Genomic DNA, 25,443 nt, shown 5'->3' with positions numbered 1-25,443 from the left:
CGCTTATCCTACAAGCCATAGAGCGGAAATCAGCACATCAATCAGCTTGATGCCAATGAAGGGCACGATGACCCCGCCCAGGCCGTAGATCAGCAGATTGCGGCGCAGCAGTGCGGCGGCGCCCACGGCACGGTACGGCACGCCCTTCAAGGCCAGCGGGATGAGCACGACGATGATCAGCGCGTTGAAGATCACCGCCGACAGGATGGCCGAGTCCGGGCTGGCGAGCCCCATGACGTTGAGCGCCGCCAGCTGCGGGTAGGTGCTGACGAAGGCCGCCGGGATGATGGCGAAGTACTTGGCCAGGTCGTTGGCAATGCTGAAGGTGGTGAGCGCACCGCGCGTCATCAGCATCTGCTTGCCGGTCTCGACGATCTCGATCAGCTTGGTGGGGTTGCTGTCCAGGTCCACCATGTTGCCGGCTTCCTTGGCGGCCTGGGTGCCGGTGTTCATGGCCACGGCGACGTCGGCCTGGGCCAGCGCCGGGGCGTCGTTGGTGCCGTCGCCGGTCATGGCCACCAGCTGGCCTTTGGCCTGGTGCTCGCGGATCAGCGCCAGCTTGGCCTCGGGCGTGGCCTCGGCCAGGAAGTCGTCCACCCCGGCCTCGGCGGCAATGGCGGCGGAGGTGAGGCGGTTGTCGCCGGTGATCATCACCGTCTTGATGCCCATGCGGCGCAGCTCGGCAAAGCGCTCCTTGATGCCGCCCTTGACGATGTCCTTGAGCTCAACCACGCCCAGCGCGCGGCTGCCCTCGGCCACCACCAGCGGCGTGCTGCCCCGGCGCGCAATGTCGTCCACGCTTTGCTGCAGCTCGGCGGGAAAGGAGCCGCCCAGCGATTCGACATGGCGGCGCACGGCCTCGGCCGCGCCCTTGCGGATGCTGCGGCCATCGCCCAGGTCAACTCCGCTCATGCGCGTTTGCGCCGTGAAGTGCACAAACTGCGCGCCCAGCTTGGCCACGTCGCGCTCGCGCAGGTTGAACCGCTGCTTGGCCAGCACGACGATGCTGCGGCCCTCGGGCGTCTCGTCGGCCAGCGAGGCCAGCTGCGCCGCGTCGGCCAGCTGCTGCTCGCTCACGCCGCGCACGGCGATGAAGCTGCTGGCCTGGCGGTTGCCCAGGGTGATGGTGCCGGTCTTGTCCAGCAGCAGCACGTCCACGTCGCCCGCCGCCTCCACGGCACGGCCCGAGGTGGCGATGACATTGGCCTGCATCATGCGGCTCATGCCGGCGACGCCAATGGCCGAAAGCAGGCCGCCGATGGTGGTCGGAATCAGGCACACCAGCAGCGCCACCAGCACGGTGATGCTGACCACGGTGCCACTCCCTCCCGCGTTCACGGCTTGCGCCACGGCAAAGCGCGAGAACGGCAGCAGCGTGGCGATCACCAGCAGGAACACCAGCGTCAGCCCGACGAGCAGGATGGTGAGCGCAATCTCGTTGGGCGTTTTCTTGCGGCTCGCGCCTTCGACCATGGCGATCATGCGATCGACGAAGGTCTCGCCCGGGTTCACCGCCACGCGCGCCACGATCCAGTCCGACAGCACGCGCGTACCGCCGGTAACGGCGGAAAAGTCGCCGCCCGCCTCGCGGATCACCGGCGCCGATTCGCCCGTGATGGCCGACTCGTCCACCGAGGCCACGCCGTCGATGACCTCGCCGTCAGCCGGGATCACCTCGCCGGCCTCGACCAGCACGATGTCGCCCTTGCGCAGGCTGTCGGCCTCGATGGGCAGCCAGGGCAGCTCGCTGCGCGCGTGGTGGCCGCCCTCGTAGCGGCTGCCGTCGAGCCGCTTGGCCCAGGTCTGCTTTTTGAGGCCGCGCAGGCTGGCCGCCTGCGCCTTACTGCGGCCTTCGGCCAGGGCCTCGGCAAAGTTGGCGAACAGCACCGTGAACCACAGCCACAGGCTGATCGCCAGGATGAAGCCCGCCGGCGCCTCGCCCGCGCCCAGCAGCGCCTGCACGAACAGCAGCGTGGTGAGGATGGAGCCCAGGTAGACGACGAACATCACCGGGTTGCGCCACTGCGCCTGCGGCGCGAGCTTGGCGAATGCGTCGCGCAACGCCTGGCGCGTGAGCGCCGGATCGAACAGGGACAGGGATTTTTTATTCGACATGTTTGACTCCCTCTGTGCGAGCGGCCAGCTGGCGCGGGGCCTGAGCCTCTAGCGCCAGGTTCAGAGCCAGGACGTTGACGCGCGGCTCACCGAGCAAGCCGAGCAGGCGACCCTCGGTGTGCGTGGCCACCAGGGCCTGCACCTGGGCCGGGGCCAGACCACGCACCTGCGCCACACGCACCACCTGCAGCTGGGCGTTGGCCAGCGAGATGTGGGGATCGAGCCCGGAGCCCGAGGCGGTGACGGCGTCCACCGGCACGACCGCCGTGGCCGCCAGGCCGTTGGCGACGCGGTAGGCGCTGGCGCGCTGGGCCACGGCGTCGATCAGGGCCGCGTTGGTCGGCCCCTGATTGCTCGCCCCCGAGGCAGCAGCGTTGTAGGGCGCACTCACCGTCTGGCCCGGGTTCTGCGGGTCGGATGCGCTGGTGCTGCTAGGGCGGGCATGAAAGAAATGCGCCGCCGTAAACTGCTGGCCGATGAGCTGCGAGCCCACGATGGCCTCGCCCTGGCGCACCAGGCTGCCCGAAGCCTGCGCCGGCAGCGCGAGCTGGGCCACGCCGGTGGTCAGCAGTGGGTAGGCCAGGCCGGTGACCAGGGCGACGAACACCGCGCCGCGCACGCAGGGGCCCAGCAGCCCCTGCAGCGGGCTGCGCTGCGCCGGGGTGCTGGCGGAAACGGAAAGAGTATGGGTGGTCATGGCAAATCTCCAATCACGGTTGCACCTGGCCGGCCAGCATTTGCAGCTGCTCGACGACGGGGCCCAGGGCGAGGGCGGGCAGGAAGGTCAGGCCGCCGACGATCAGCACCACGAACACCAGCAGGCCCATGAACAGCGGCGTGGCCGTGGGGAAGGTGCCGGGGCCTGCGGCCACGGTTTTCTTGGCCGCCAGCGAGCCGGCCACGGCCAGCAGCGGCAGCAGCGTGAGGTAGCGCCCGACCAGCATCGCCAGGCCGATGGTGGTGTTGAAGAACGGCGTGTTGGCGTTGAAACCGGCAAAGGCCGAGCCGTTGTTGGCCGTGCCCGAGGTGTAGGCGTAGAGCACTTCCGAGAAGCCATGCGCGCCGTGGTTCGCCAGGCTGGCGCCGGTGTCGGGCCAGAGCGCGGCCAGCGCCGTGAAGCCCAGGATGGCCGCCGGGTGCGCCAGCACCGAGAGCATGACGAGCTGGATCTCGCGCGCCTCGATCTTCTTGCCCAGGAACTCGGGCGTGCGCCCGATCATCATGCCGGCCAGAAAGACGGTGAGGATGGCGTACTGGATCAGGTTGATGAGCCCCACGCCGTCGCCGCCGAACACGCAGTTGAGCATCATCTGCGCCAGCGGCACGAAGCCGCCCAGGGGCGTGAGCGAGTCGTGCATGGCGTTGACCGAGCCCGTGGTCGCCGCCGTGGTGGTGGCCACGAACAAGGCCGTGCCGGCAATGCCGAAGCGCATTTCCTTGCCTTCCATGTTGCCGCCCGGCTGGGTCGCGCTCAGGCTCTGGTCGGCGCCGGCCTTGGCGAGCAGCAGGTTGCCGCCTTGCTCGGCGCCGTACACCAGCGCCAGGAAGCCGATGAACAGGGTCAGGAAAGCGCCAAAGAACACCCAGCCCTGGCGCCGGCGCGCCAGCATCAGGCCGAAGGTGACAGTAAGCGCCGACGGGATCAGCAGCATCGAGAGGATATGCAGCGTGTTGGTCAGCGGTGTCGGGTTCTCGAACGGGTGCGCGGCGTTCATGCTGAAAAAACCGCCGCCGTTGGTGCCTATGTGCTTGATGCTCTCCAGGCTCGCCACCGGGCCCAAGACGATCTGCTGGCGCGCGCCTTCAAGCGTGGTCGCCACGGCCTGGCTGTCCAGGGTTTGCGGCATTCCCTGCCAGACATAGACCAGGGCCATGGCAAAGCACAGCGGCAGCATCACGCGCCAGAGCACGCGCATGAAGTCCACCCAGTAGTTGCCCATGTCCTGGCTGCTGGCGCGTGAGAGCGCACGGATGAAGCCACCCGCCGCCGCCACGCCGGCCGTGGCGCCGCAGAACATCAGGAAGGTGATCGCCAGCATCTGTGTGGCGTTGGACAGGCTGCTCTCGCCCGCATACGCCTGCCAGTTGGTGTTGGTGATGAACGAGGCCGCGGTGTTGAAGGCCAGGTCGGGCGTTTGCGCCAGGTTGCCCAGGTCGTTCCACGGCAGCCAGCCCTGCAGGCGCAGCAGCAGGTAGCCCAGGGTCATCATGGCGGCGTTGGACAAGAGCAGCGCCAGGCCATAGCGCGCCCAGCCCATGGTTTCGGCCGGGTCAACGCCCAGCGCGCGGTAGCTCAGGCGCTCGACCGCCCAGTGGCGCTCGTCTTGAAAGGCCTTGGCCAGCCAGTGGCCCATAAGAACGGCCAGCGCCCCCATGACCGCCAGCACCAGGGCAAAGCCGGTGATATTGAGTTCCATGAGCGCCCCCTTACAGCCGGCGCAGCGCCAGGACGGCCCAGGCGGTGGCGGCAAAAAACGCGGCCGACAGGCCGATGTAGATCAGGTCTTGCATGTGCAGCCTCCAGCCGTCAAAACTGCCCGGGCCGCAGCAAGGCGTAACCGAGGTAGACGAACAGGGCGCAGGCGCCGCCAGCGGCCAGCCAATGGAGCAGGGCGAGGCCGGTCATGGGCGCTCCTTGGGAGCCGAAAAAAGGGGGGTGTGTAAGCGCATGGCATTCCTCCGTTGTGTGGTGGAGGAATGCTAGGTTTTGGGGTATCAGGCCGGGGTCAAGATTGCAGCGGCGGGTATCAAGAAAGCATCAAGATTCAGTCCCGGGCGCGGCCATGGGCGGCAGCTGCAGCCCCCAGCGCGCCATGGCGGCGTCGTCCGTCACGCGCGCATCGACCCAGCGCGCGCCCTCGGGCGTCTGCTCCTTCTTCCAGAACGGCGCCTGGGTCTTGAGGTAGTCCATCAGGAATTCGCACGCCTGAAAGCTCTCGCCCCGGTGCGCGCTGGTCACGGCCACGAGCACGATCTGGTCGAGCGGCGCGAGCAGGCCAACGCGGTGGATGACGCGGGCGCCGTACAGATCGAAGCGCGCGAAGGCGGCATCGATCATGGCCTCTATGGATTTTTCCGTCATGCCGGGGTAGTGCTCGAGCTCCATGGTGCGGATGCTGTCGCCCTCGTTGCGATCGCGCACCGTGCCGACGAAGCAGCACACCGCGCCCACGCGCGCGTCCTGGGCGCGCAGCTGCGCCAGTTCGGTGGAAACGTCGAAGTCCTGGGTCTGGATACAAACGCTGGATACGGGGGCGGCAGTCATGGCAAGGGCGGCGAAATGAAACGGCAGGTGGCTATTGTCGCCACCCCCATGCCGGCCTGGGCCACAGGGTTTTGAAAAAAGCTGCAGCAAACTGGTATGGTATTTTTCGCCCCCGCTGCTGCTGTCGCAGCCGCCGTGATAGCGGCATAGTCCCTGGCATCTTCCCTGGCCCGCTGATCTCGCCTTGCCCCAGCGCCGGACAATGCCCCCATGACGACCTGCACGCTTTCCCCCGCCCCACTGGCCACGCCACCCCTGCCGGCGCCCGAGCCCGCGCCACCAGCCCCCACCTACGCCCCGCTGCGCGACATGCCGCGTCCGGGCTACAAGGCGATGTGGGTCGGCATCTGCCTCGAATGCCTGGAATTCACGGTGTTTTTTGCCGTCTACTTCACCGCGCGCTGGCACTACCCGCAGGCGTTCCAGGAGGGGCCGACGCGGCTTTCCACCCTCAGCGGCGTATGCATCACGCTGGTGATGATCAGCAGCGGCTACATGCTGACGCGCGTGGTGCACCACCTGGAGGCCGGGCGGCGCCAGCAGGCCACGGCCTGGATGACTGCGGCGTTTTGCACCGGGTTGATCTACCCGGCGCTGAAGATTTTTGAGTGGCAGTGGAACCTGTCGCACGGGCTCGATGCCAGCGCCGGCATTTTCGTCGTCGTCTATTACTACCTGACGATCAACCACTTCATCCACGCCTGCTGGGGGCTGATGGGGATGCTGTGGATTTTGATCGGCCTGTACAGCGGCGGCTATTCGGCCGACGATGCCCGGGGGCCGCAGGCGCTGGCCATTTACTGGCACGCCACCGACCTGGTGTGGCTGATGATTTTTGCCCTGTTCTACGCCTTTGTTTGAACGCCGTATGAAAGCCTTTTTCACCCGCCTGCCCGTGGGCGCCACCACATGGGCCTGGTTGCTGCTGTGTGCTTTGACGCTGCTGAGCGTGTCGCTGGCGGCGCAGCACCACAGCGGCGCCATACGCCTGGTGCTGGCGCTGGCCGTGGCGTGGGTCGCCTGGATCAAGGCGCGGATTTTGCTTCGCCACTACCTGGAAGCGCACCGCGCCGGGCCGGTGTTCTCGCGCCTGCTGCAAGGCTTTGCCACGCTGGCCCCGCTGGGGCTGGTGGTGTCGGCCTGGCATGAGTTTTTGCGCTAAGGCAACACTCAAATTCTGCCCTACCCGCCTGTGACGGGGGGAAAGAACGCCACCTCGGCACCATCGGGCAGCGCTGCCGTTTCCTGGCTCAGCTCCTGGTTCAGCGCCATGCGCACTGCACGCCCGGGCGCCAGCACCTCGGCGTAGGCGCCGCCGCGTGCGCGCAGCTCCTGGCGCAGTGCGCCCAGGGTGGCGGCGCTGGTTTCCAGGCTTTCGCTGCCCTGGCCCAGGGCCTCGCGCAGGGAGGCGAAATAGCGCAGCGTGATGCGCTTGTGCGGGTTCTGTGCGGCGCTCATGCCAGCAGCCCGCCAAAAGGAATGAAGCGCACGCTGTCGCCACGCGCAATGCTCTGGCCGGGCGGGTTGTCCACCAGGCCATCGCCCCAGGCGGTGGAGGTGAGCACGCCCGAGCCCTGCTGGCCAAACAGCGCCAGGCTGCCGTCGGGCTGCAGGCGGGCGCGCAAGAATTCACGGCGTTTATCGGCCCGGGGCCAATCAAAATCAGCGCGAACAGCTATTGTTTTAGGAGCAACATCCGCCACCCCCTGCAGGCGCAGCAGGAAGGGCCGCACCAGCACCAGGCAGGTGACGAAGCTGGCCACCGGGTTGCCCGGCAGGCCGAGGAAGTGCGCTGCCGCGCCTGCGCCGCTCTGCACGCGGCCATAGGCAAAGGGCTTGCCGGGCTTGACGGCGATTTGCCACAGATCGAGGCTGCCCAGGGCCTGGACGGCGGGCTTGATGTGGTCTTCCTCGCCCACCGAGACGCCACCGCTGGTGAGGATGACGTCGTGCCCGCTGCTGGCCTGGCGCAGGGCGGCGATGGTGGCCTCGCGTGTGTCGGGGACGATGCCCATGTCGGTGACGCTGCAGCCCAGGCGCTGCAGCAGGCTGCGCAGAAAGAAGCGGTTGCTGTTGTAGATGGCGCCTGCGGGCAGGTCTTGCGGCGCCACCTGGCCGGGCATGACGAGTTCGTCGCCGGTGGAAAACAGCGCCACGCGCGGGCGCCGGTGCACCGGCAGCTGCGCCAGGCCGATGCTGGCAGCGAGCCCGAGGGCAGCCGGGCCCAGGCGCTGGCCGGCGGCGAGCACCGTGGCGCCCAGGGCAATGTCCTCGCCCGCGCGGCGAATGTTCTGCCCCGGCTGCACTGCGGCCTGGATGCGCACGCGTGCGCCGCCATCGAGGGCCTCGCAGGCTTCCTGCATGACGACGGCGTCGGCCCCGGCGGGCACGGGCGCGCCGGTGAAGATGCGCGCCGCCGTGCCCGGCTGCAGGTGCTGGCCGCTGCTGCCGGCGGCGATGCGCTGCGCCACCGGCAGCTCGGTGCCGACGCCAGCCAGATCAGCGCAGCGCAGGGCGTAGCCGTCCATGGCGCTGTTGTCGAAGGGCGGCACCTGCAGGGCCGAGACCTGGTCGTGCGCGAGCACGCGGCCATCGGCGTCAAAGCTGTCTACCCATTCAATATCGGGCAGGGGCTGGGCCTGGGCCAGCAGCTGGGCCAGGGCCTGGTCAAAGGGCATGAGGGGGGGGCGGGGTTGCATTCAAGCCTCCGTGCGGGGCGCCGCTGCGGGCGCCCGGTAATCAAAGCGGTCGCCCGCAGCCAGCAGCCAAGCGGCCAGCTGCGCCGGGGCGTTGAGGTCGAGCTGCGCCAGTACCGTGGGCGCGGGCGCGGGCGCGGGTGCGGGTGCGGGTGCGGGTGCGGGTGCGGGTGCGGGTGCGGGCAATGCCGCGTTGCTGGCAATGGCGATGATGGCGTCGTCCTGCGGGTAGCGCAGCGGGCGCGGGCTCTGGCCGGGCTCGGGGGCGCGCCAGACTTCGATCTTCGGAATCGGCGCCTCCTTGAAGCCTTCGACCAGCACCCAATCGACGCTGGCATCGAACTGCGCCAGCAGGTGGTGGATATCGGGCTCCTGCGGCGCAGGCAGCTCGCGCAGCAGCGCCAGGCGCTGGTCGGAGGCCAGCAGCACCTCGAATGCGCCGGCCTGGCGGTGGCGCCAGCTGTCCTTGCCCGGCTGGTCGATGTCGAAGCGGTGGTGCGCGTGCTTGAGCACCGAGACGCGCAGCCCCTGCGCTCGCAGCAGCGGGATCAACTGCTCGATGAGCGTGGTCTTGCCCGCGCCGGAGAAGCCGGCAAAGCCGACAACCTTCATGGTTTGCTCCTGAAACAATAGCTGCTCGCGCTTGCCAAATAAGCGCTGGCAGCCATTTTCATGCCAAAAATCAGGCGCAATGCCGGGCGATGTAGTCCTTGACCTGCTGGGCGTCGGCAGGCATGACCTGCACGCGCTTGGGCAAATCCTCGATGCCGTTGAACTGGGGCGGGCGCTCGGGAGCGCGGCCCAGCGCCTCTTCGATGGTGGCGGCAAACTTGATCGGCAGGGCTGTCTCCAGCACCACCATGGGCTCGGTGCCCAGGTGGGCACGCGCCACCTGCACGCCGTCTGCCGTGTGGGTGTCGATCATCTGGCCCAGGCGCTGCCAGCAGTCCTGGATGGTGGCCAGGCGGTCGGCGTGCGTGCTCTTGCCGCTGGCAAAGCCGTAGCGGCTGGCGGCGTCTTGAAAGCGCGGGTCGGCGCTCAAATCAAAAAAGCCTTGGCGTGCCAGTGCATCGCCAAACAGCGCGCGCGTGGCGGCGCCCGCTGCTGCGTCGTGGCCCAGCAGGTCGAACACAAAGCGCTCGAAGTTGCTGGCCTTGCTGATGTCCATGCTGGGGCTGGAGGTCTCGTGCGTGTCGCTGCTGCCACGCACGCGGTAGATGCCGGTGCGGAAAAATTCGTCGAGCACGTCGTTCTCGTTCGTCGCCACCACCAGCTTGGCAATCGGCAGGCCCATCATGCGCGCCACATGGCCGGCGCAGATGTTGCCGAAGTTGCCACTGGGCACGGTGAAGCTGACTTTTTCGCCTTCTGACGACGTCGCCTGGAAGTAGCCGGCGAAGTAGTACACCACCTGCGCCAGGAGGCGCGCCCAGTTGATAGAGTTGACGGTGCCGATCTTGTAGCGGCGCTTGAATTCCAGGTCGTTGCTCACGGCCTTGACGATGTCCTGGCAGTCGTCGAACACGCCTTCGATGGCGATGTTGTGGATGTTCTCGTCCTGCAGGCTGAACATCTGCGCCTGCTGGAAGGGGCTCATGCGCCCGTGGGGCGAGGTCATGAAGACGCGCACGCCTTTTTTGCCGCGCATGGCGTATTCGGCGGCGCTGCCGGTGTCGCCGCTGGTGGCGCCCAGGATGTTGAGCTGCTCGCCCCGGCGTGCCAGTTCGTACTCGAACAGGTGGCCCAGGAGCTGCATGGCCATGTCTTTGAAGGCCAGCGTCGGGCCATTGGACAGGGCTTCGATGTGCAGCACGCCTTCGAGCGGGCGCACGGGGACGATGGCCGGGCTGCCAAAGACTTCGGCGGTGTAGGTCTTGGCGCAGATCGCGCGCAGGTCGTCGGCGGGGATGTCGTCGATGTAGAGCGAGAGGATTTCAAACGCCAGCGCGGCGTAGCCTTCGCGGGCGTAGGTCTGGCGCAGCGCGGCCAGGCGCGCGGCGCTAATCTGCGGGTAGTGCGCGGGCAGGTACAGGCCGCCGTCGGGCGCCAGGCCTTCGAGCAGGATGTCGCAGAACTGGCGCGGCGTGGCGTCGCCCCGGGTGGAGAGGTAGCGCATCAGTTGAGCTCCTCTTTGCGGATGCGCGTGATGGGCGCGAGCACCGTCGGCAGCTGCTGCATTTGCGCCATGGCGTCGTTCATGGTGCCTTCGCGCGTGTCGTGGGTGAGGATGATGAGGTCGGTTTGCGTGCTGCCCTCGCCGCCCACCTCGTCGGCCTCGCGCTGCAGCATGGCGTCGATGCTGATGCCGGCGCCGGCGAGGATGCCCGTCACCTTGGCCAGCACGCCGGCCTGATCGGCCACGCGCAGGCGCAGGTAGTAGCTGGTGACGACCTCGGTCATCGGCAGAATGGGCAGGTCCTGCCCCGCCTCGCGCAGCGTGTGGTTCTGGAACGCCAGCGGCGGCACGCGGTGCGTCGGGTCGGCCTCGATCAGGCGCGTGATGTCCACCAGGTCGGCAATCACGGCGCTGGCCGTGGGCTCGGAGCCCGCGCCCTTGCCGTAGTACAGCGTGGCGCCCACGGCGTCGCCCTGCACCAGCACGGCGTTCATGGCACCCTCGACGTTGGCGATCAGGCGCTTGGCGGGCACCAGGCTGGGATGTACGCGCAGCTCCACGCCCTTGTCGGTGCGCTTGGTGATGCCCAGCAGCTTGATGCGGTAGCCCAGCTGCTCGGCGTAGCGGATGTCGGCAGCGCCGAGCTTGGTGATGCCCTCCACATGGGCCTTGTCGAACTGCACCGGGATGCCGAAGGCGATGGCGCTCATGATGGTGGCCTTGTGCGCCGCGTCCACGCCCTCGATGTCGAAGGTCGGGTCAGCCTCGGCGTAGCCCAGGCGCTGGGCCTCCTTCAAGACCACGTCGAAGTCCAGGCCCTTGTCGCGCATCTCCGAAAGGATGAAGTTGGTGGTGCCATTGATGATGCCGGCCACCCACTGGATCTGGTTGGCCGCCAGGCCTTCGCGCAGCGCCTTGATGATGGGGATACCGCCAGCCACGGCCGCCTCGTAGGCCACGACCACGCCCTTCTCGGCGGCGGCCTTGAAAATTTCCGTGCCATGCACGGCCAGCAGCGCCTTGTTGGCCGTGACCACGTGCTTGCCGGCGGCGATGGCTTCGAGCACCAGCTGCTTGGCAATGCCGTAGCCGCCAATGAGCTCGATGACGATGTCGATCTCGGGGTTGGCGATGACGGCGCGCGCGTCGCTCACCACCTGCACGCCAGCGCCGACCACGCTCTGGGCGCGCGCCACGTCCAGGTCGGCCACCATGGCAATTTCAATGCCGCGACCGGCGCGGCGGCGGATTTCTTCCTGGTTGCGCGCGAGTACGTGGAACACACCGCTGCCCACGGTGCCAATGCCCAGCAGGCCGACTTGGATGGGTTTCATATCAAATTTACCAGTCAAAAGTGGCTGCAGCGCTTGATGGACAAGCGCTAGCAGCTATAAAAAAAGGAGCACTCAAACGTCTTGCGCCACCGGGGCGTGGCGCAGTCGGTACTGGGCCAGAAAGCCCGCCAGGCGGTTGATGGCTTCGCGCAGATCGTCCTCGTGGGGTAGGAAGACGATGCGGAAATGCTGGTTGTCCGGGTAGTTGAAACCCGAGCCCTGCACCAGCATGACGCGCGTGGCGCGCAGCACTTGCATGAAGAACTGGCGGTCGTCAGCGATGGGGTACATCGCCGGGTCCAGGCGCGGAAACATGTACAGCGCCGCCTGCGGCTTGACGCAGGTGACGCCAGGAATTTGCGTGATGAGCTCGTACGCCAGGTCGCGCTGGCGGCGCAGGCGCCCGCCTTCTTTGACCAGATCGTTGATGCTCTGGTAGCCGCCCAGCGCCGTCTGGATGGCCCACTGGCCGGGCACGTTCGAGCCGAGCTTCAAGTTGGCCAGCATGTTCAGGCCCTCGATGTAGTCGCGCGCGTCCTGCTTGGGACCCGAGAGCACCATCCAGCCGGCGCGGTAGCCGCAGCTGCGGTAGGCCTTGGAGAGCGAGTTGAACGTGAGCGTGAGCACGTCGGTGCTCAGGCTGGCCATGGACGTGAACGTGACGCCGTCGTACAGCACCTTGTCGTAGACCTCATCGACCAGCAGCACCAGGCCGTGCTCGCGCGCGATCTCGATGATGCCGCGCAGCAGCGCCACCGGGTAGAGCACGCCCGTGGGGTTGTTGGGGTTGATGACGACGATGCCGCGCGTGCGCTCAGTGATCTTGGCGCGCATGTCGGCCAGGTCGGGCAGCCAGCCGTTGTCCTCGTCGCAGCGGTAATGCACCGGCTTGCCGCCCGAGAGGCTGGTGGCCGCTGTCCACAGCGGATAGTCGGGCATGGGCACGAGCAGCTCATCGCCATCGTTGAGCAGCGCGTTCGTCGCCATCACGATCAGCTCGCTGGCACCGTTGCCGAGGTAAATGTCGTCGAGCGCCACGCCCGCAATGCCCAGCTGCTGGGTGTAGTGCATCACCGCCTTGCGCGCGGCAAAAATGCCCTTGCTGTCCGAGTAGCCCGCCGAGTTGGGCAGGTTGCGGATCATGTCCTGCTGCACTTCCTCGGGCGCATCAAAACCAAACGGCGCCATGTTGCCGATGTTGAGCTTGATGATTTTCTGGCCCTCGTCCTCCATCTGCCGCGCTGCGTCCACGATGGGGCCGCGAACGTCGTAGAGAACATGGTTGAGCTTGGCGGATTTGCGGACAGTTTTCATCGCTGGAGTGCAGTGGCTGACAACAGGGCGCCGCCCACGGCAACAGGCGGCGAAACCTATAATTTGACCACAGAACATTGGCGCTGCCCGCGCCCCCGCCCTGCCATGAAATTCCAGCCCGATCCCGCCAGCATCCAATCCATCAGCCGCCACGGCCCCGGCTGGGTGCAGGTCGGGCCTGACAAGATCGCACACAGCGTTTTGCTCGGTCCCAACGGCCTGCGCCAGCCCTGGGACTGCACACGCTTTGACGCGCTGACGGCAGCGCACTTTGCGGCCCTGGCCGCACTGGACGTGGAGCTGGTGCTGTTTGGCAGCGGCGAGCGCCTGCGCTTTGTGCCACCCGCCTGGCTCGCGCCCCTGATGCAGCGGCGCATCGGCGTCGAAACCATGGACAGCGCCGCCGCCTGCCGCACCTACAACTTTTTGCTCGCCGAAGACCGCCGCGTCGCCCTGGCCCTGCTGCTGGAAACCCCCTGATCCCGAAGAAAAGGCATTTCGGGGTAAAATCGCGGATTGCGGTCGGGGCACCAATAAAAATAAAAATCCCACTTCCCCGACTTTTTCTTCACGACCATTTCCAGCAGAGATTGAGACTTTATGGCGATCGTTGTCAACAAGCCCCTCCCCGAATTTGAAGCGAACGCCACCGGCGGCATCAAGGTCTCCAACCTCTCACACCAGGGGCAGATTCTGGTGCTGTACTTCTACCCCAAGGACAACACCCCCGGCTGCACCACCGAGGCGATGCAGTTTCGTGACAAGTACAAGGATTTTGTCAAAGCCGGCGCCGCCGTCTTTGGCGTCTCGCGCGACAACATGAAATCGCACGACGATTTCAAGGAAAAACTCGAACTGCCGTTTGAGCTCATCGCCGACACCGAAGAAAAAATGTGCCATATGTTCGGCGTGGTGAAAAACAAAATCATGTACGGCAAAAAGGTCAAGGGCATCGAGCGCAGCACCTTCCTCATCAACGCCGACGGCATCCTGGCCCAGGAATGGCGCGGCCTGAAAGTGCCCGGCCATGTGGACGAAGTGCTCAAGGCCGTCAAATCCCTCAAGGCACTGAAAAAAGCCGCCTGAAAACGCCGCCCCGTCTGCCCGCCAGTTGTCATCTGGCGGCGGCATAATGGGCCGATGCACCCTCAGCACGAGACGCTTTCTGCCCCCACCGCCCTACGACAAGCCGCCCGGTTCGCCTGGCGGCTTTTTGCTTTTTGATTGACGCCCGGAGGATCGCTCCATGCCCCTGCCCCCCGCCCCCACCCAACGCGCAGCCCGCCTCAACGCCGACGCTTTCAACACCAGCAAAGCCACGCCCAAGCGCAGCAAAAAAACGGCTGCAGCTGCCGCTCCCGAGCCCATCGCCACGGCGCACAGCGCACCCGTACCCGTCGCTGCGCCCGCACCCACCACCGCAGCCACACCTGTACGCGCACGCACCAGCCGCGCCCCGACCAAGGCCAGCAGCACCCCATCGCCTGCAGCCAAGCCCGGCAAGGCGCGCAGCAGCGGCCCGCGCAAGCTGTTCGTGCTCGACACCAACGTGCTGCTGCACGACCCCACCTGCCTATTTCGCTTCGAGGAGCACGACATCTTCCTGCCGATGATCGTGCTCGAAGAGATGGATGCGCACAAAAAAGGCATGACCGAGGTGGCACGCAACGGCCGCCAGGTCAGCCGCTCGCTCGACGCCCTGGTGGCGACGCAAGGCGGCGACCTGTGCAACGGCATCCCGCTGGACGCCACCGGCCAGCGCACTGCCAGCGGCAAGCTGTTCTTCCAGACCGCCCCCCTGCCCTACCAGCTGCCCGCCAGCCTGCCCCAGGGCAAGGCCGACAACCAGATCCTGGGCGTGGTCGAGGCCCTGCGCGCACAGCAGCCCGGGCGCGAGGTGGTGCTGGTGTCCAAGGACATCAACATGCGCGTCAAGGCCCGCGCCCTGGGCCTGCCCGCCGAGGACTACCAGAACGACAAGGCGCTCGACGACGACGACCTGCTGTACGCCGGCGTACTCGCCCTGCCACCCGATTTTTGGAGCAAGGCCGGCAAGAAGATCGAGAGCTGGCAAAGCGGCGCCCACACCTACTACCGCATCAGCGGCCCGCTGGCAGCGGGGCTGATGATCAACCAGTTCGTCTACTTCGAGGCCCCGGGCGAGCCCAGCCTGTACGCGCGCGTGACCGAGATCCGCGACAAGACCGCCGTCCTTGAAACCCTCAAGGACTACGGCCACGCCAAGAATGCCGTCTGGGGCGTGACCACGCGCAACCGCGAGCAGAACTTCGCCATGAACCTGCTCATGGACCCGGAGGTGGACTTCGTCACCCTCACCGGCCAGGCCGGCACCGGCAAGACGCTCTTGACCCTGGCCGCCGCCCTGAGCCAGGTGCTCGACGAGCGCCGCTACAGCGAGATCATCATGACCCGCGCCACCGTCAGCGTGGGCGAGGACATTGGCTTCCTGCCCGGCACCGAGGAAGAAAAAATGGGCCCCTGGATGGGCGCACTGGACGACAACCTGGAATTCTTGGCCAAAGGCGACGGCGGCAACGCCGGCGAGTGGGGGCGCGCCGCGACCAACGATTTGATCAGGAGCCGCATCAAGATCAAGAGCATGAACTTCATGCGCGGGCGCACCTTCCTCGACAAGTTCGTCATCATCGACGAGGCGCAGAACCTCACGCCCAAGCAGATGAAGACCCTCATCACCCGCGCCGGCCCCGGCACCAAGATCATCTGCATGGGCAACCTGGCGCAGATCGACACGCCCTACCTCACCGAGGGCAGCTCGGGCCTGACCTTTGCCGTCGATCGCTTCAAGGGCTGGCCGCACAGCGGCCACATCACCTTAGCGCGCGGCGAGCGCTCGCGCCTGGCAGACTTTGCCAGCGAAGTGCTTTAAGCCTGATTTTGCTATCAAATAGATAGCTTCTAGCGCTTGCCACACAAGCGCTGGAAGCTATTTTTATTATCAAAATCAATACCCATCGCCGCCCATGGCGAGGTTTTCAAAGCGCGTCTGGTTCTTCTGGAAGAACAGCTTGACCGTGCCGGTCGGGCCGTTACGCTGCTTGCCGATGATGACCTCGGCAATGTTGGGCTCGCTCGAATCCTTGTTGTAGTAGTCGTCGCGGTAGATGAACATGATGATGTCTGCATCCTGCTCGATGGCGCCCGATTCGCGCAGATCGCTCATCATGGGGCGCTTGTCGGTGCGCTGCTCGACCGAGCGGTTGAGCTGCGAGAGCGCAATCACCGGGCACTGCAGTTCCTTCGCCAGCATTTTCAGGCCGCGTGAGATTTCGCCCAGCTCCGTGGCACGGTTGTCCGAACTGGCGGCACCCGAGCCGCTCATGAGCTGCAAATAGTCCACCACGATCAGGCCGAGCTTGCCGCACTGGCGCGCCAGGCGCCGGGCGTTGGCGCGCAGCTCGGTGGGCGTCAGGCCCGGGGTTTCGTCGATGTGCAGGCTGACGGTGCGCAGGCGCTCGATGGCCTCGGTCAGGCGCGGCCATTCCTCGTCGCTGAGCTTGCCGGTACGCAGATTGCCCTGGTTCACGCGGCCGATGGAGCCGACGATACGCACCGCCAACTGCGCCGCACCCATTTCCATCGAGAAAATCGCCACCGGCAGCCCTTCGTTGAGCGCCACGTGCTCGGCAATGTTGACGGCGAACGAGGTCTTGCCCATGGAGGGGCGCGCCGCCAGCACCACCAGGTCGCCCGCCTGCAGGCCGCTGGTCATGCGGTCAAGATCGGCAAAGCCGGTGGGCACGCCGGTCACGTCCACCGGGTTGTCGGCCATCTCCTGCACGCGGTCGAGCAGGTCGATCACCAGGGTGTCGAGCGACTGAAAGCCCTGCTTGGTGCGCGAGCCCTCTTCGCCAATGGCAAAAATCTTCGCCTCCGCCTCGTCCAGGATGCGCTCGACCGTGCGCCCCTGCGGGCTGAAGGCGTTGGTGGCAATGTCTTCGCTGGCGGTGACGAGTTTGCGCAAAATGGCGCGCTCGCGCACGATCTCGGCGTAGCGGCGGATGTTGGTGGCGCTGGGCACGTACTGCGCCAGCTGGTTCAGGTACACCAGCCCGCCAACCTCCTCGGCCTTGCCCAGGCCCTGCAGCTGCTCATACACCGTGATCACGTCCGCCGGCTTGCTGGCGTTGATCAGGCCGCTGATGGCGGTAAAAATCAGCCGGTGCTCGTGGCGGTAAAAGTCACTCTCCCCCAGCACGTCGCCAATGCGGTCCCAGGCGTTGTTGTCCAGCAGCAGGCCGCCGAGCACGCTCGACTCCGACTCCATCGAATGCGGCGGCACGCGCAGCTGTGCCACCTCACGATCGAGCGGCGGCGGCATGGAAAGAAAATCGTCGTCGAGCGGCGGCATCACGGCAGACATGGGATTCCTTGGAGCGAAGCCCGCCATCGTAGGGCGCAGGGGCGCAGCCGTCATGGCATAACCCTGTGGATAAGCACTGCACAAGCAGTGGGCAGGCGGGGAATAAACAGGGGACGAAAAACACAAAAGCCGCCCGAGGGCGGCTTTTGCCAGTACCGCAGCAGCGGTGCTTAGGCGGTTTCGCCGTAGACGGAAACCGTCACTTCGACCACCACGTCGGTGTGCAGCGCCACGCTCAGCGTGGTGTCGCCCACGGTCTTGATCAGGCCAGGCATACGGATCTGCGACTTCACCAGCTGGTAGCCCAGCTTGTTGATTTCTTCGCAGATGTCGTGGTTGGTGACCGAGCCGAACAGGCGGCCATCGACACCGGCCTTCTGGGTCAGCTTGACGGTGGTGCCAGCGAGCTTCTCGCCTTGTGCCTGGGCAGCAGCGAGCTTTTCAGCAGCAGCCTTTTCCAGTTCGGCGCGCTTGGCTTCGAACTCGGCCTTGGCAGCGGCAGTGGCGCGGCGGGCGCGGCCGGTGGGGATCAGGAAGTTGCGGGCGTAGCCGTCTTTGACCTTGACGATTTCGCCGAGGTTGCCGAGGTTCACGACCTTGTCGAGCAGAATGATTTGCATGGTTCTGACTCCTTAGATCTTGTGCTGGTCGCTGTAGGGCAGCAGGGCCAGGAAGCGGGCGCGCTTGATGGCGGTGTTGAGCTGGCGCTGGTAGATGGCGCGCGTGCCGGTCAGGCGCGCGGGGATGATCTTGCCGTTTTCAGCGATGAAGTCGCGCAGGGTGTCCACGTCCTTGTAGTCGATTTCTTCGACGCCAGCGACGGTGAAGCGGCAGAAGCGCTTGCGCTTGAACAGCAGCGACTGGGAGTTGCGCTTGGGACGCTTGTCCTTGTTGAATTTCTTGAAGGTGGCCATTGTCGAGCCTCTTGAAAATTAATCTTGTTGAATGTCCTGGATATGCAGCACCACGGTTTTACCGCCGCGTCCTGTGGCCAAAAAACCCTGAAAACAAAAACTGCTTCCAAGATTCTGGCGCGCCAGCCGCTCGGCCAACACGCCAAAGGCCAGGGCCTTGAGCGAGAGCTTGACGTCCCGTTCCTGACCGGCATCGGCTTGACGCGACTGGTGTTCCAGGCGCAAGTCCAGCGCGGGCAGGCCGGCGGGGGTGTAGCGCAAAGGCTGGGCCTCGGCGATACAGGCAGTCAGGCAAACGTGGTTATGCACCCCGGGTGCGAGAGCGATCAGACAGCTGCTTGTTCAGCGGCGTTGGCCTTGCGGGCCTCTTCGCGCTCAACGGTCTTCATCATGGAAGAAGCGCCGGTGTCGGCCTTCTTCTTTTGCACCGTCAGGTGGCGCAGCACGGCGTCGTTGAACTTGAAGGCGTGCTCAAGCTCGGCCATCACAGCCTGGTCGGCCTCGATGTTCAGGCACAGGTAGTGGGCCTTGGCCAGCTTGTTGATCAGGTACGCCAGTTGACGGCGGCCCCAGTCTTCCACGCGGTGCACAGCACCGCCGCCAGCGGCGATCATGCCCTTGTAGCGCTCGAGCATGGCCGGAACCTGCTCGCTTTGATCCGGGTGGATCAACAAAATGATTTCGTAGTGACGCATAAACACTCCTTTTGGTTGAAGCCGCCCGCTGCGTCAAAGTAGCGGTGTGGCAAGGCAAAGCCGGGCATTATAGCAGTGCGTTGATTTTTGTACACTCGCCACTGCGCCGCCGGGTGTCTTGAAAATCCGGCGCCCGGCCCCAGGTAAGCGGCCATACCCGTTTTCAACGACTTTTCACTACCCGCCATGTCTGAGCTGAACCCCAAAGCCACGCCCACCTCGCCCGAAGAAGTCGAAGCTGCCCTGGCGGCCAACGCCGCCGACGAGCTCAATCGCCTGCAAACCGAGCTCGCCGAACTCAAGGCCAAGAGCGCCGACCTGGCCGACCAGTTCCTGCGCGCCAAGGCCGAGGCCGAAAACGCCCGCCGCCGCGCCGAAGAAGAGGTTTCCAAGGCACGCAAATTCGGCATCGAGAGCTTTGCCGAGAGCCTGCTGCCGGTGTGCGACAGCCTGGACGCGGCCCTGACCCTGGAGAGCGCCACCGCCGAGCAGCTGCGCGAGGGCTCAGACGCCACGCTGCGCCAGCTGGTTTCGGCCCTGGAGCGCAACAAGGTGGTGGTGATTGCCCCTGCCGTGGGCGAAAAATTCAACCCGCACCAGCACCAGGCGATCAGCATGGTGCCGGCCGAGCAGGAAGCCAACAGCGTCGTCAGCGTGCTGCAAAAAGGCTACCTGATCGCCGAGCGCGTGCTGCGCCCGGCCCTGGTGACGGTGGCGGCGCCCAAATAAGCGCCCGGCCCTTGAAACCGCACAAACCGTTCACAGATACAACACATTCAAACATTCCAGCATTCGGAGAAGAAACATGGGAAAAATCATCGGCATCGACCTGGGCACCACCAATAGCTGCGTGTCCATCATGGAAGGCAACACCACGCGCGTGATCGAGAACAGCGAAGGCGCGCGCACCACGCCCTCCATCGTCGCCTACCAGGAAGACGGCGAAATCCTCGTCGGCGCCTCGGCCAAGCGCCAGGCGGTGACCAACCCCAAGAACACGCTGTTCGCCATCAAGCGCCTGATCGGCCGCAAGTTCTCGGAAAAAGAAGTGCAAAAGGACATCGACCTGATGCCCTACGCCATCGTGGCCGCCGACAACGGCGACGCCTGGGTGCAAGTGCGCGGCAACAAAATTTCGGCCCAGCAGGTCAGCGCCGACATCCTGCGCAAGATGAAGAAAACCGCCGAGGACTACCTGGGCGAGCCCGTGACCGAGGCCGTCATCACCGTGCCGGCCTACTTCAACGACGCCCAGCGCCAGGCCACCAAGGACGCTGGCCGCATCGCCGGCCTGGAAGTCAAGCGCATCATCAACGAGCCCACCGCTGCCGCCCTGGCCTTTGGCCTGGACAAGCAGGAAAAGGGCGACCGCAAGATCGCCGTGTACGACCTGGGCGGCGGCACGTTTGACGTCTCCATCATCGAGATCGCCGACGTCGATGGCGAGAAGCAGTTTGAAGTGCTCTCCACCAACGGCGACACCTTCCTGGGCGGCGAAGACTTCGACCAGCGCATCATCGACTACATCATCAGCGAGTTCAAAAAGGACCAGGGCGTGGACCTGTCCAAGGACGTGCTGGCCCTGCAGCGCCTGAAGGAAGCGGCCGAAAAGGCCAAGATCGAGCTCTCGAACAGCGCGCAGACCGACATCAACCTGCCCTACATCACCGCCGACGCCACCGGCCCCAAGCACCTGAACTTGAAGCTCACCCGCGCCAAGCTGGAGTCTTTGGTCGATGAGCTGATCGAGCGCACCATCGCCCCCTGCCGCACGGCCATCAAGGACGCCGGCATCAGCGTGGCCGACATCAACGACGTGATCCTGGTCGGCGGCATGAGCCGTATGCCCAAGGTGCAGGACAAGGTCAAGGAATTCTTCGGCAAGGAGCCGCGCAAGGACGTGAACCCTGACGAGGCCGTGGCCGTCGGTGCCGCCATCCAGGGCCAGGTGCTCTCGGGCGACCGCAAGGACGTGCTGCTGCTGGACGTCACCCCGCTCTCCCTGGGCATTGAAACCCTGGGCGGCGTGATGACGAAGATGATCACCAAGAACACCACCATCCCGACCAAGTTCGCGCAGACCTTCTCCACCGCCGACGACAACCAGCCGGCCGTGACCATCAAGGTCTTCCAGGGCGAGCGCGAGATGGCCAGCGGCAACAAGCTGCTGGGCGAGTTCAACCTCGAAGGCATCCCGCCGGCACCGCGCGGCCTGCCGCAGATCGAGGTGTCGTTCGACATCGACGCCAACGGCATCCTGCACGTGGGCGCCAAGGACAAGGGCACGGGCAAGGAAAACAAGATCACCATCAAGGCGAACTCGGGCCTGTCGGAAGACGAGATCCAGCGCATGGTGAAGGACGCCGAGCTCAATGCCGCCGACGACAAGAAAAAGCTCGAACTGGTGCAGGCCAAGAACCAGGGCGAAGCCGCGCTGCACAGCGTGCACAAGAGCCTGGGCGAACACGGCGACAAGCTCGACGCGGCTGAAAAATCCGCCATCGAAGCCGCCGCCAAGACCCTGGAAGAAGCCCTCAAGGGCGACGACAAGGCCGACATCGACGCCAAGACCGAAGCCCTGATGGCCGCCAGCCAGAAGCTCGGCGAGAAGATGTACGCCGACGCCCAGGCCGCGCAAGCTGCTGCCGGCGCTGCCGAAGGTGCTGCCAGCGCGCAAGCTGGTGCCAACACCAAGCCCGCCGACGACGACAACGTGATCGACGCCGAGGTCAAGGAAGTGAAGAAGGGCTGATCCCTGCCGCTGCGCTGACCCACGACCGCCGCGCAGGCCCCTCCCGGCCTTGCGCGGCGTTGCGCTTACAAGCAAACGGATTGCACCATGTCGAAAAAAGACTTTTACGAAGTCCTGGGCGTACCCAAGAACGCCTCGGACGACGACATCAAAAAGGCCTACCGCAAGCTGGCCATGAAGTACCACCCGGACCGCAACCAGGGTGATGCCGCCAAGACTGCCGAAGAAAAATTCAAGGAGGCCAAAGAGGCCTACGAGATGCTCTCGGACGGCCAAAAACGCGCCGCCTACGACCAGTACGGCCACGCCGGCGTCGATCCGAACATGCGCGGCGGCCCAGGCGGTGGCGGCGAAGGCTTTGGCGGTTTTGCCGAGGCTTTTGGCGACATCTTCGGCGACATGTTCGGCGGCGCCCGGGGCGGGCGCGGCGGTGGCCGCCAGGTGTACCGGGGCAGCGACCTGTCTTACGCCATGGACATCACGCTCGAAGAAGCGGCCAATGGCAAAGATGCACAAATTCGCATCCCCAGCTGGGATGCCTGCGACAGCTGCCACGGCAGCGGCGCCAAGCCCGGCACCCAGGCCAAGACCTGCACCACCTGCAGCGGCCAGGGCGTGGTGCAGATGCGCCAGGGCTTTTTCAGCGTGCAGCAAACCTGCCCGCACTGCCGGGGCACGGGCAAGATCATTCCCGAGCCCTGCACCAGCTGCCACGGCCAGGGCAAGATCAAGCGCCAGAAGACGCTGGACGTGAAAATCCCCGCCGGCATCGACGACGGTATGCGCATCCGCAGCACCGGCAACGGCGAGCCCGGCACCAACGGCGGCCCGCCGGGCGATCTGTACATCGAGATCCGCGTGAAGAAGCACGACATCTTCGAGCGCGATGGCGACGACCTGCACTGCCAGGTGCCGGTGAGCTTCATCACCGCAGCGCTGGGCGGCGAGATCGAGGTGCCCACGCTCGCTGGCAAGGCCGTGATCGACATCCCCGAAGGCACGCAGGCAGGCCGGCAGTTTCGCCTGCGCGGCAAGGGCATCAAGGGCGTGCGCGCCAGCTACCCCGGCGACCTGTACTGCCACATCGTCGTCGAGACGCCGGTCAAGCTCACCGAGTACCAGCGCAAGCTGCTGCGCGAGCTCGAAGAGTCGCTGAAAAAAGGCGGCGGCAAGCATTCGCCCAGCGCCGAGAGCTGGACCGACAAGCTCAAGAGCTTCTTCAGCTGATCGGGCACACACCACCACGGCACGCCGAGCGCGTGCCGTTTTTTTTTTACCGTTCTTTTGCTGCTACGCTGGCACCACCACAGGAGGCCCGTATGAGCGTCAGCATCACCTTTCTCGGTGCCACCGGCACCGTCACCGGCTCCAAATACCTGGTGCGCTACCAGAACCAAAGCCTGCTCGTCGATTGCGGGCTGTTCCAGGGCTACAAAACGCTGCGCGAGATGAACTGGGAGCCGCTGCCATTGGCGGCGGCCAGCATCGACGCCGTGCTGCTGACCCACGCCCACCTCGACCACAGCGGCTACCTGCCGCTGCTGGCGCGCCAAGGCTACGGCGGTGCGGTGCACTGCACCGCCGGCACGCGCGACCTGTGCGCCATCTTGCTGCCCGACAGCGGTCACCTGCAAGAGGAAGAAGCGGCCTACCTCAACCGCCACCGCCTGAGCCGCCACGACCCGGCGCTGCCGCTGTACACGCGGCTCGATGCCGTACGCAGCCTGCGCCTGCTGCAGGCGCACCCGCTGCACCAGCCGTTCGATCCGCTGCCGGGCTGGCGCGCACGCTTCTTTGGCGCCGGCCACATCCTGGGCGCGGCCAGCGTGCTGCTGGAAGTGGGCGGGCAGCGCATCCTGTTCTCGGGCGACCTGGGCCGCCCGGACGACCCGCTCATGCCCCCACCCGAGGCGCCGCCAGCGGCCGACGTGGTGCTGGTCGAGTCCACCTACGGCGACCGCGAACACGCGCCGGTGGTGATGGAGGATGAACTCGCGCCGCTGCTCTCACGCCTGGCGGCACGCGGCGGCGTCGCCGTGGTGCCGGTGTTTGCCGTGGGGCGCGCGCAGCAGCTGATGCTGGCGATTACCCGCCTCAAGGCCCAGGGCCGCATCCCCGCCGGCCTGCCGGTGTACCTCGACAGCCCCATGGCCGTGAGTGCCACGCAGCTGCTCGGGCAGCACATGGGCGCGCACCGCCTCTGCAGCGCCGAACTGCAGGCCATGGCCCAGGGCACGACCTTGGTGCACAGCGCCGACGACTCCAAGGCCCTGGCGCGGCTGCACGGCCCGCGCGTGATCCTTGCCGCCAGCGGCATGGCCACCGGTGGGCGCGTGCTGCACCACCTGCTGCTGCACGCGGGCGACCACCGCAACCTCATCTTGCTCACCGGTTACCAAACCCCGGGCACGCGCGGCGCCCGCCTGGCTGCTGGCGAAAAAACCGTACGCATGTTGGGCCAGGACGTGGCCATTCGCGCCGAAGTGCAGCAGCTGCATTCGGCTTCGGCGCACGCCGACGCACGCCAGCTCCTGGGCTGGCTTGGCCAGATGCACCCCGCCCCGGCCAAGGTCTTCGTCGTCCATGGCGACATGGGCGCCTCCGACGCCCTGCGCCAACGCATCGAGCGCGAACTGCACTGGCCGGCCCAGGTGCCGCACGCCGGCGCCAGCTACAGCCTGTAATTTGGAATGTTTTTGGCCTCTAGCGCTTATACATCAAGCGCTAGCAGCTATGTATTTAATAGCAAAACGTCCCCTACTCCCCATCCAGCCGCGCCGATAGGCCCGGCCAGCAACGATAGAACCCATCGTGTATTACGATGACTAACCGGGGTTGAGCGTGTGAAAATACACCCAGCATTCGCCATACAAGAATGCAAACCCCACAGTCCATGAAAAACTCCGAGCGCAGCTTTGCGCGCCGCCTTGATCTGACCTCGCTGCAACTGTTCGTCGCCGTGTGCGAACAGGGCAGCATTGGCCGTGCGGCGCAGCAGGAGTTCATCGCCGCCTCGGCGGTGAGCAAGCGCCTGTCGGACCTGGAGGCAGCCGTGGGCACCACGCTGCTGCAGCGCCACAGCCGGGGCGTGGCGCTGACCGCCGCCGGCGAGAGCCTGCTGCACCACGCGCGCAGTGTGCTGTTTGGCCTCGAACGCATACAGGGCGAGCTTGCCGAATATGCCCACGGCGTGCGCGGCCATGTGCGGATGCACGCCAACATCTCGGCCATCGTGCAGTTTTTGCCCGAAGACCTGGGCGCTTTTGCCCGCGTGCACAGCCAGATCAAGATCGACCTGCAAGAGCACCTCTCGCCCGCCGTGCTGCAAGCGGTGCAAGAGGGCGCGGCCGACCTGGGCGTGTGCCACCTGGGCAGCAGCGGCAGCCCAGCGGGCCTGCAAAGCCGCCCCTACCGCAGCGACCATTTGGTGCTTGTCATGCCGCGAAGCCACGCCCTGAGCGCGCGAGCTGCTATTGATTTTGAAGAAGCGCTGGACTGCGACATCGTCGGCCTGCAGGCGGGCAGCTCCGTCGGCCTGGCCATGCAGCAGGCGGCGGCGCGCGCCGGGCGCACGCTGCGCCAGCGCATCCAGGTCACCAGCCTGGACGCCATGTGCCGCATGGTGGCCAACGGCCTGGGCGTGGGCCTGCTGCCCAGCCGCGCCTTTGGCCTGCTCCAGGGCCTGGGGCCGCTGGCCGCCGTGCCCCTGACCAACGCCTGGGCGCAGCGCGAGCTGCGCCTGGTGGCGCGCGATTTTGCCGCCCTGCCGGCGAGCGCGCGCCTGCTGCTCGAACACCTGGCCCCTACCCGGCCGGCCACCCGCTTGTAACCCCACCCGAT

The 25,443-nt window shown here is 66.1% G+C and carries 26 protein-coding genes; 10 read left to right on the top strand and 16 right to left on the bottom strand.

Annotated features, from left to right (window positions below):
• Positions 1–3: 3 nt before the first annotated feature.
• The 5 genes from kdpB to G7045_RS02865 all read right to left on the bottom strand — a co-directional run bounded on the left by kdpB (position 4) and on the right by G7045_RS02865 (position 5,380).
• On the bottom strand, positions 4–2,115 hold the full coding sequence (gene kdpB, locus G7045_RS02885; protein WP_166157053.1) for a potassium-transporting ATPase subunit KdpB: 2,112 nt from the start codon (positions 2,113–2,115) through the stop codon (positions 4–6).
• On the bottom strand, positions 2,105–2,812 hold the full coding sequence (gene kdpC / locus G7045_RS02880; RefSeq protein ID WP_166157050.1) for a K(+)-transporting ATPase subunit C: 708 nt from the start codon (positions 2,810–2,812) through the stop codon (positions 2,105–2,107). The genes kdpB and kdpC overlap by 11 nt, the downstream gene beginning before the upstream one ends.
• Positions 2,813–2,825: 13 nt before the next feature.
• The gene (kdpA, locus tag G7045_RS02875) at positions 2,826–4,532 is read right to left on the bottom strand and encodes a potassium-transporting ATPase subunit KdpA (RefSeq protein WP_166157047.1); all 1,707 of its coding nucleotides are present in this window, start codon (positions 4,530–4,532) and stop codon (positions 2,826–2,828) included.
• A gap of 110 nt (positions 4,533–4,642) precedes the next feature.
• Positions 4,643–4,741, bottom strand: a complete 99-nt coding sequence (locus G7045_RS02870; RefSeq protein WP_166157044.1) for a potassium-transporting ATPase subunit F — start codon at positions 4,739–4,741, stop codon at positions 4,643–4,645.
• Between the two features lie 132 nt (positions 4,742–4,873).
• Positions 4,874–5,380 (bottom strand): molybdenum cofactor biosynthesis protein MoaE, encoded by a 507-nt coding sequence (locus G7045_RS02865; RefSeq protein ID WP_166157041.1) that lies wholly within the window; start codon positions 5,378–5,380, stop codon positions 4,874–4,876.
• 210 nt (positions 5,381–5,590) lie between these two features.
• On the opposite strand from G7045_RS02865, the gene G7045_RS02860 reads away from it, so the two are divergent.
• Together G7045_RS02860 and G7045_RS02855 are read left to right on the top strand one after the other, a co-directional pair.
• Positions 5,591–6,241, top strand: a complete 651-nt coding sequence (locus G7045_RS02860; RefSeq protein ID WP_205737200.1) for a cytochrome c oxidase subunit 3 — start codon at positions 5,591–5,593, stop codon at positions 6,239–6,241.
• 7 nt (positions 6,242–6,248) lie between these two features.
• Positions 6,249–6,542, top strand: a complete 294-nt coding sequence (locus tag G7045_RS02855) for a hypothetical protein (protein ID WP_166157038.1) — start codon at positions 6,249–6,251, stop codon at positions 6,540–6,542.
• Between the two features lie 20 nt (positions 6,543–6,562).
• Here the strand turns inward: G7045_RS02855 and moaD are convergent, their stop codons facing one another.
• From moaD to G7045_RS02825, 6 genes are all read right to left on the bottom strand, one after another.
• A complete protein-coding gene (gene moaD, locus G7045_RS02850) occupies positions 6,563–6,838 on the bottom strand; it encodes a molybdopterin converting factor subunit 1 (RefSeq protein ID WP_166157035.1) in 276 nt (91 codons plus the stop codon).
• A complete protein-coding gene (gene glp, locus G7045_RS02845; RefSeq protein WP_166157032.1) occupies positions 6,835–8,079 on the bottom strand; it encodes a gephyrin-like molybdotransferase Glp in 1,245 nt (414 codons plus the stop codon). Before glp ends, moaD begins: the two co-directional genes overlap by 4 nt.
• Positions 8,080–8,688 (bottom strand): molybdopterin-guanine dinucleotide biosynthesis protein B, encoded by a 609-nt coding sequence (gene mobB, locus G7045_RS02840; RefSeq protein WP_166157029.1) that lies wholly within the window; start codon positions 8,686–8,688, stop codon positions 8,080–8,082.
• 70 nt (positions 8,689–8,758) lie between these two features.
• Positions 8,759–10,192 carry a threonine synthase gene (thrC, locus tag G7045_RS02835; protein WP_166157026.1) on the bottom strand — a complete coding sequence of 478 codons (1,434 nt, stop codon included), beginning with the start codon at positions 10,190–10,192 and terminating at the stop codon, positions 8,759–8,761.
• A complete protein-coding gene (locus tag G7045_RS02830) occupies positions 10,192–11,526 on the bottom strand; it encodes a homoserine dehydrogenase (RefSeq protein WP_166157023.1) in 1,335 nt (444 codons plus the stop codon). Before G7045_RS02830 ends, thrC begins: the two co-directional genes overlap by 1 nt.
• 72 nt (positions 11,527–11,598) lie before the next feature.
• The gene (locus G7045_RS02825; RefSeq protein WP_166157020.1) at positions 11,599–12,840 is read right to left on the bottom strand and encodes a pyridoxal phosphate-dependent aminotransferase; all 1,242 of its coding nucleotides are present in this window, start codon (positions 12,838–12,840) and stop codon (positions 11,599–11,601) included.
• Between the two features lie 105 nt (positions 12,841–12,945).
• Here G7045_RS02825 and G7045_RS02820 point away from each other — a divergent pair, with 105 nt between their 5' ends.
• The 3 genes from G7045_RS02820 (at position 12,946) to G7045_RS02810 (ending at position 15,748) form a co-directional block, all read left to right on the top strand.
• Entirely contained in the window at positions 12,946–13,320 is a 375-nt protein-coding gene (locus G7045_RS02820; RefSeq protein WP_166157017.1) for an Mth938-like domain-containing protein, read from the top strand.
• 120 nt (positions 13,321–13,440) lie between these two features.
• Entirely contained in the window at positions 13,441–13,926 is a 486-nt protein-coding gene (locus tag G7045_RS02815) for a peroxiredoxin (protein WP_166157014.1), read from the top strand.
• A 160-nt stretch (positions 13,927–14,086) separates the two neighbouring features.
• Complete coding sequence (locus G7045_RS02810; protein ID WP_166157011.1) at positions 14,087–15,748, top strand: PhoH family protein; 1,662 nt, start codon at positions 14,087–14,089, stop codon at positions 15,746–15,748.
• A gap of 75 nt (positions 15,749–15,823) precedes the next feature.
• Here G7045_RS02810 and dnaB read toward each other — a convergent pair whose 3' ends face one another.
• The 5 genes from dnaB to rpsF all read right to left on the bottom strand — a co-directional run bounded on the left by dnaB (position 15,824) and on the right by rpsF (position 18,851).
• Positions 15,824–17,242 carry a replicative DNA helicase gene (gene dnaB, locus G7045_RS02805; protein WP_166157008.1) on the bottom strand — a complete coding sequence of 473 codons (1,419 nt, stop codon included), beginning with the start codon at positions 17,240–17,242 and terminating at the stop codon, positions 15,824–15,826.
• Positions 17,243–17,412: 170 nt separating this feature from the next.
• Positions 17,413–17,862 carry a 50S ribosomal protein L9 gene (gene rplI / locus G7045_RS02800; RefSeq protein WP_166157005.1) on the bottom strand — a complete coding sequence of 150 codons (450 nt, stop codon included), beginning with the start codon at positions 17,860–17,862 and terminating at the stop codon, positions 17,413–17,415.
• Positions 17,863–17,874: 12 nt separating this feature from the next.
• On the bottom strand, positions 17,875–18,156 hold the full coding sequence (gene rpsR, locus G7045_RS02795) for a 30S ribosomal protein S18 (protein ID WP_166157002.1): 282 nt from the start codon (positions 18,154–18,156) through the stop codon (positions 17,875–17,877).
• An 18-nt stretch (positions 18,157–18,174) separates the two neighbouring features.
• Entirely contained in the window at positions 18,175–18,465 is a 291-nt protein-coding gene (gene priB / locus G7045_RS02790) for a primosomal replication protein N (RefSeq protein WP_166156999.1), read from the bottom strand.
• Positions 18,466–18,482: 17 nt separating this feature from the next.
• Entirely contained in the window at positions 18,483–18,851 is a 369-nt protein-coding gene (rpsF, locus tag G7045_RS02785; RefSeq protein WP_166156996.1) for a 30S ribosomal protein S6, read from the bottom strand.
• A gap of 186 nt (positions 18,852–19,037) precedes the next feature.
• On the opposite strand from rpsF, the gene grpE reads away from it, so the two are divergent.
• The 5 genes from grpE to G7045_RS02760 all read left to right on the top strand — a co-directional run bounded on the left by grpE (position 19,038) and on the right by G7045_RS02760 (position 25,432).
• Complete coding sequence (gene grpE / locus G7045_RS02780) at positions 19,038–19,580, top strand: nucleotide exchange factor GrpE (RefSeq protein ID WP_166156993.1); 543 nt, start codon at positions 19,038–19,040, stop codon at positions 19,578–19,580.
• Positions 19,581–19,656: 76 nt separating this feature from the next.
• Entirely contained in the window at positions 19,657–21,603 is a 1,947-nt protein-coding gene (gene dnaK / locus G7045_RS02775; RefSeq protein ID WP_166156990.1) for a molecular chaperone DnaK, read from the top strand.
• 87 nt (positions 21,604–21,690) lie between these two features.
• The gene (gene dnaJ / locus G7045_RS02770; protein ID WP_166156988.1) at positions 21,691–22,830 is read left to right on the top strand and encodes a molecular chaperone DnaJ; all 1,140 of its coding nucleotides are present in this window, start codon (positions 21,691–21,693) and stop codon (positions 22,828–22,830) included.
• Positions 22,831–22,922: 92 nt separating this feature from the next.
• Positions 22,923–24,287, top strand: a complete 1,365-nt coding sequence (locus G7045_RS02765; RefSeq protein WP_166156985.1) for an MBL fold metallo-hydrolase RNA specificity domain-containing protein — start codon at positions 22,923–22,925, stop codon at positions 24,285–24,287.
• Positions 24,288–24,496: 209 nt separating this feature from the next.
• Positions 24,497–25,432: a LysR family transcriptional regulator gene (locus G7045_RS02760; protein WP_166160325.1), complete on the top strand. Its 936-nt coding sequence runs from the start codon at positions 24,497–24,499 to the stop codon at positions 25,430–25,432.
• Positions 25,433–25,443 lie beyond the last annotated feature (11 nt).

It is taken from the genome of Acidovorax sp. HDW3 (assembly GCF_011303755.1).
In the GTDB taxonomy this organism is placed as follows: domain Bacteria; phylum Pseudomonadota; class Gammaproteobacteria; order Burkholderiales; family Burkholderiaceae_C; genus Paenacidovorax.
The sequence above is the reverse complement of the archived record's forward strand: the minus strand, read 5'-3'. Positions and strand labels throughout refer to the sequence as shown.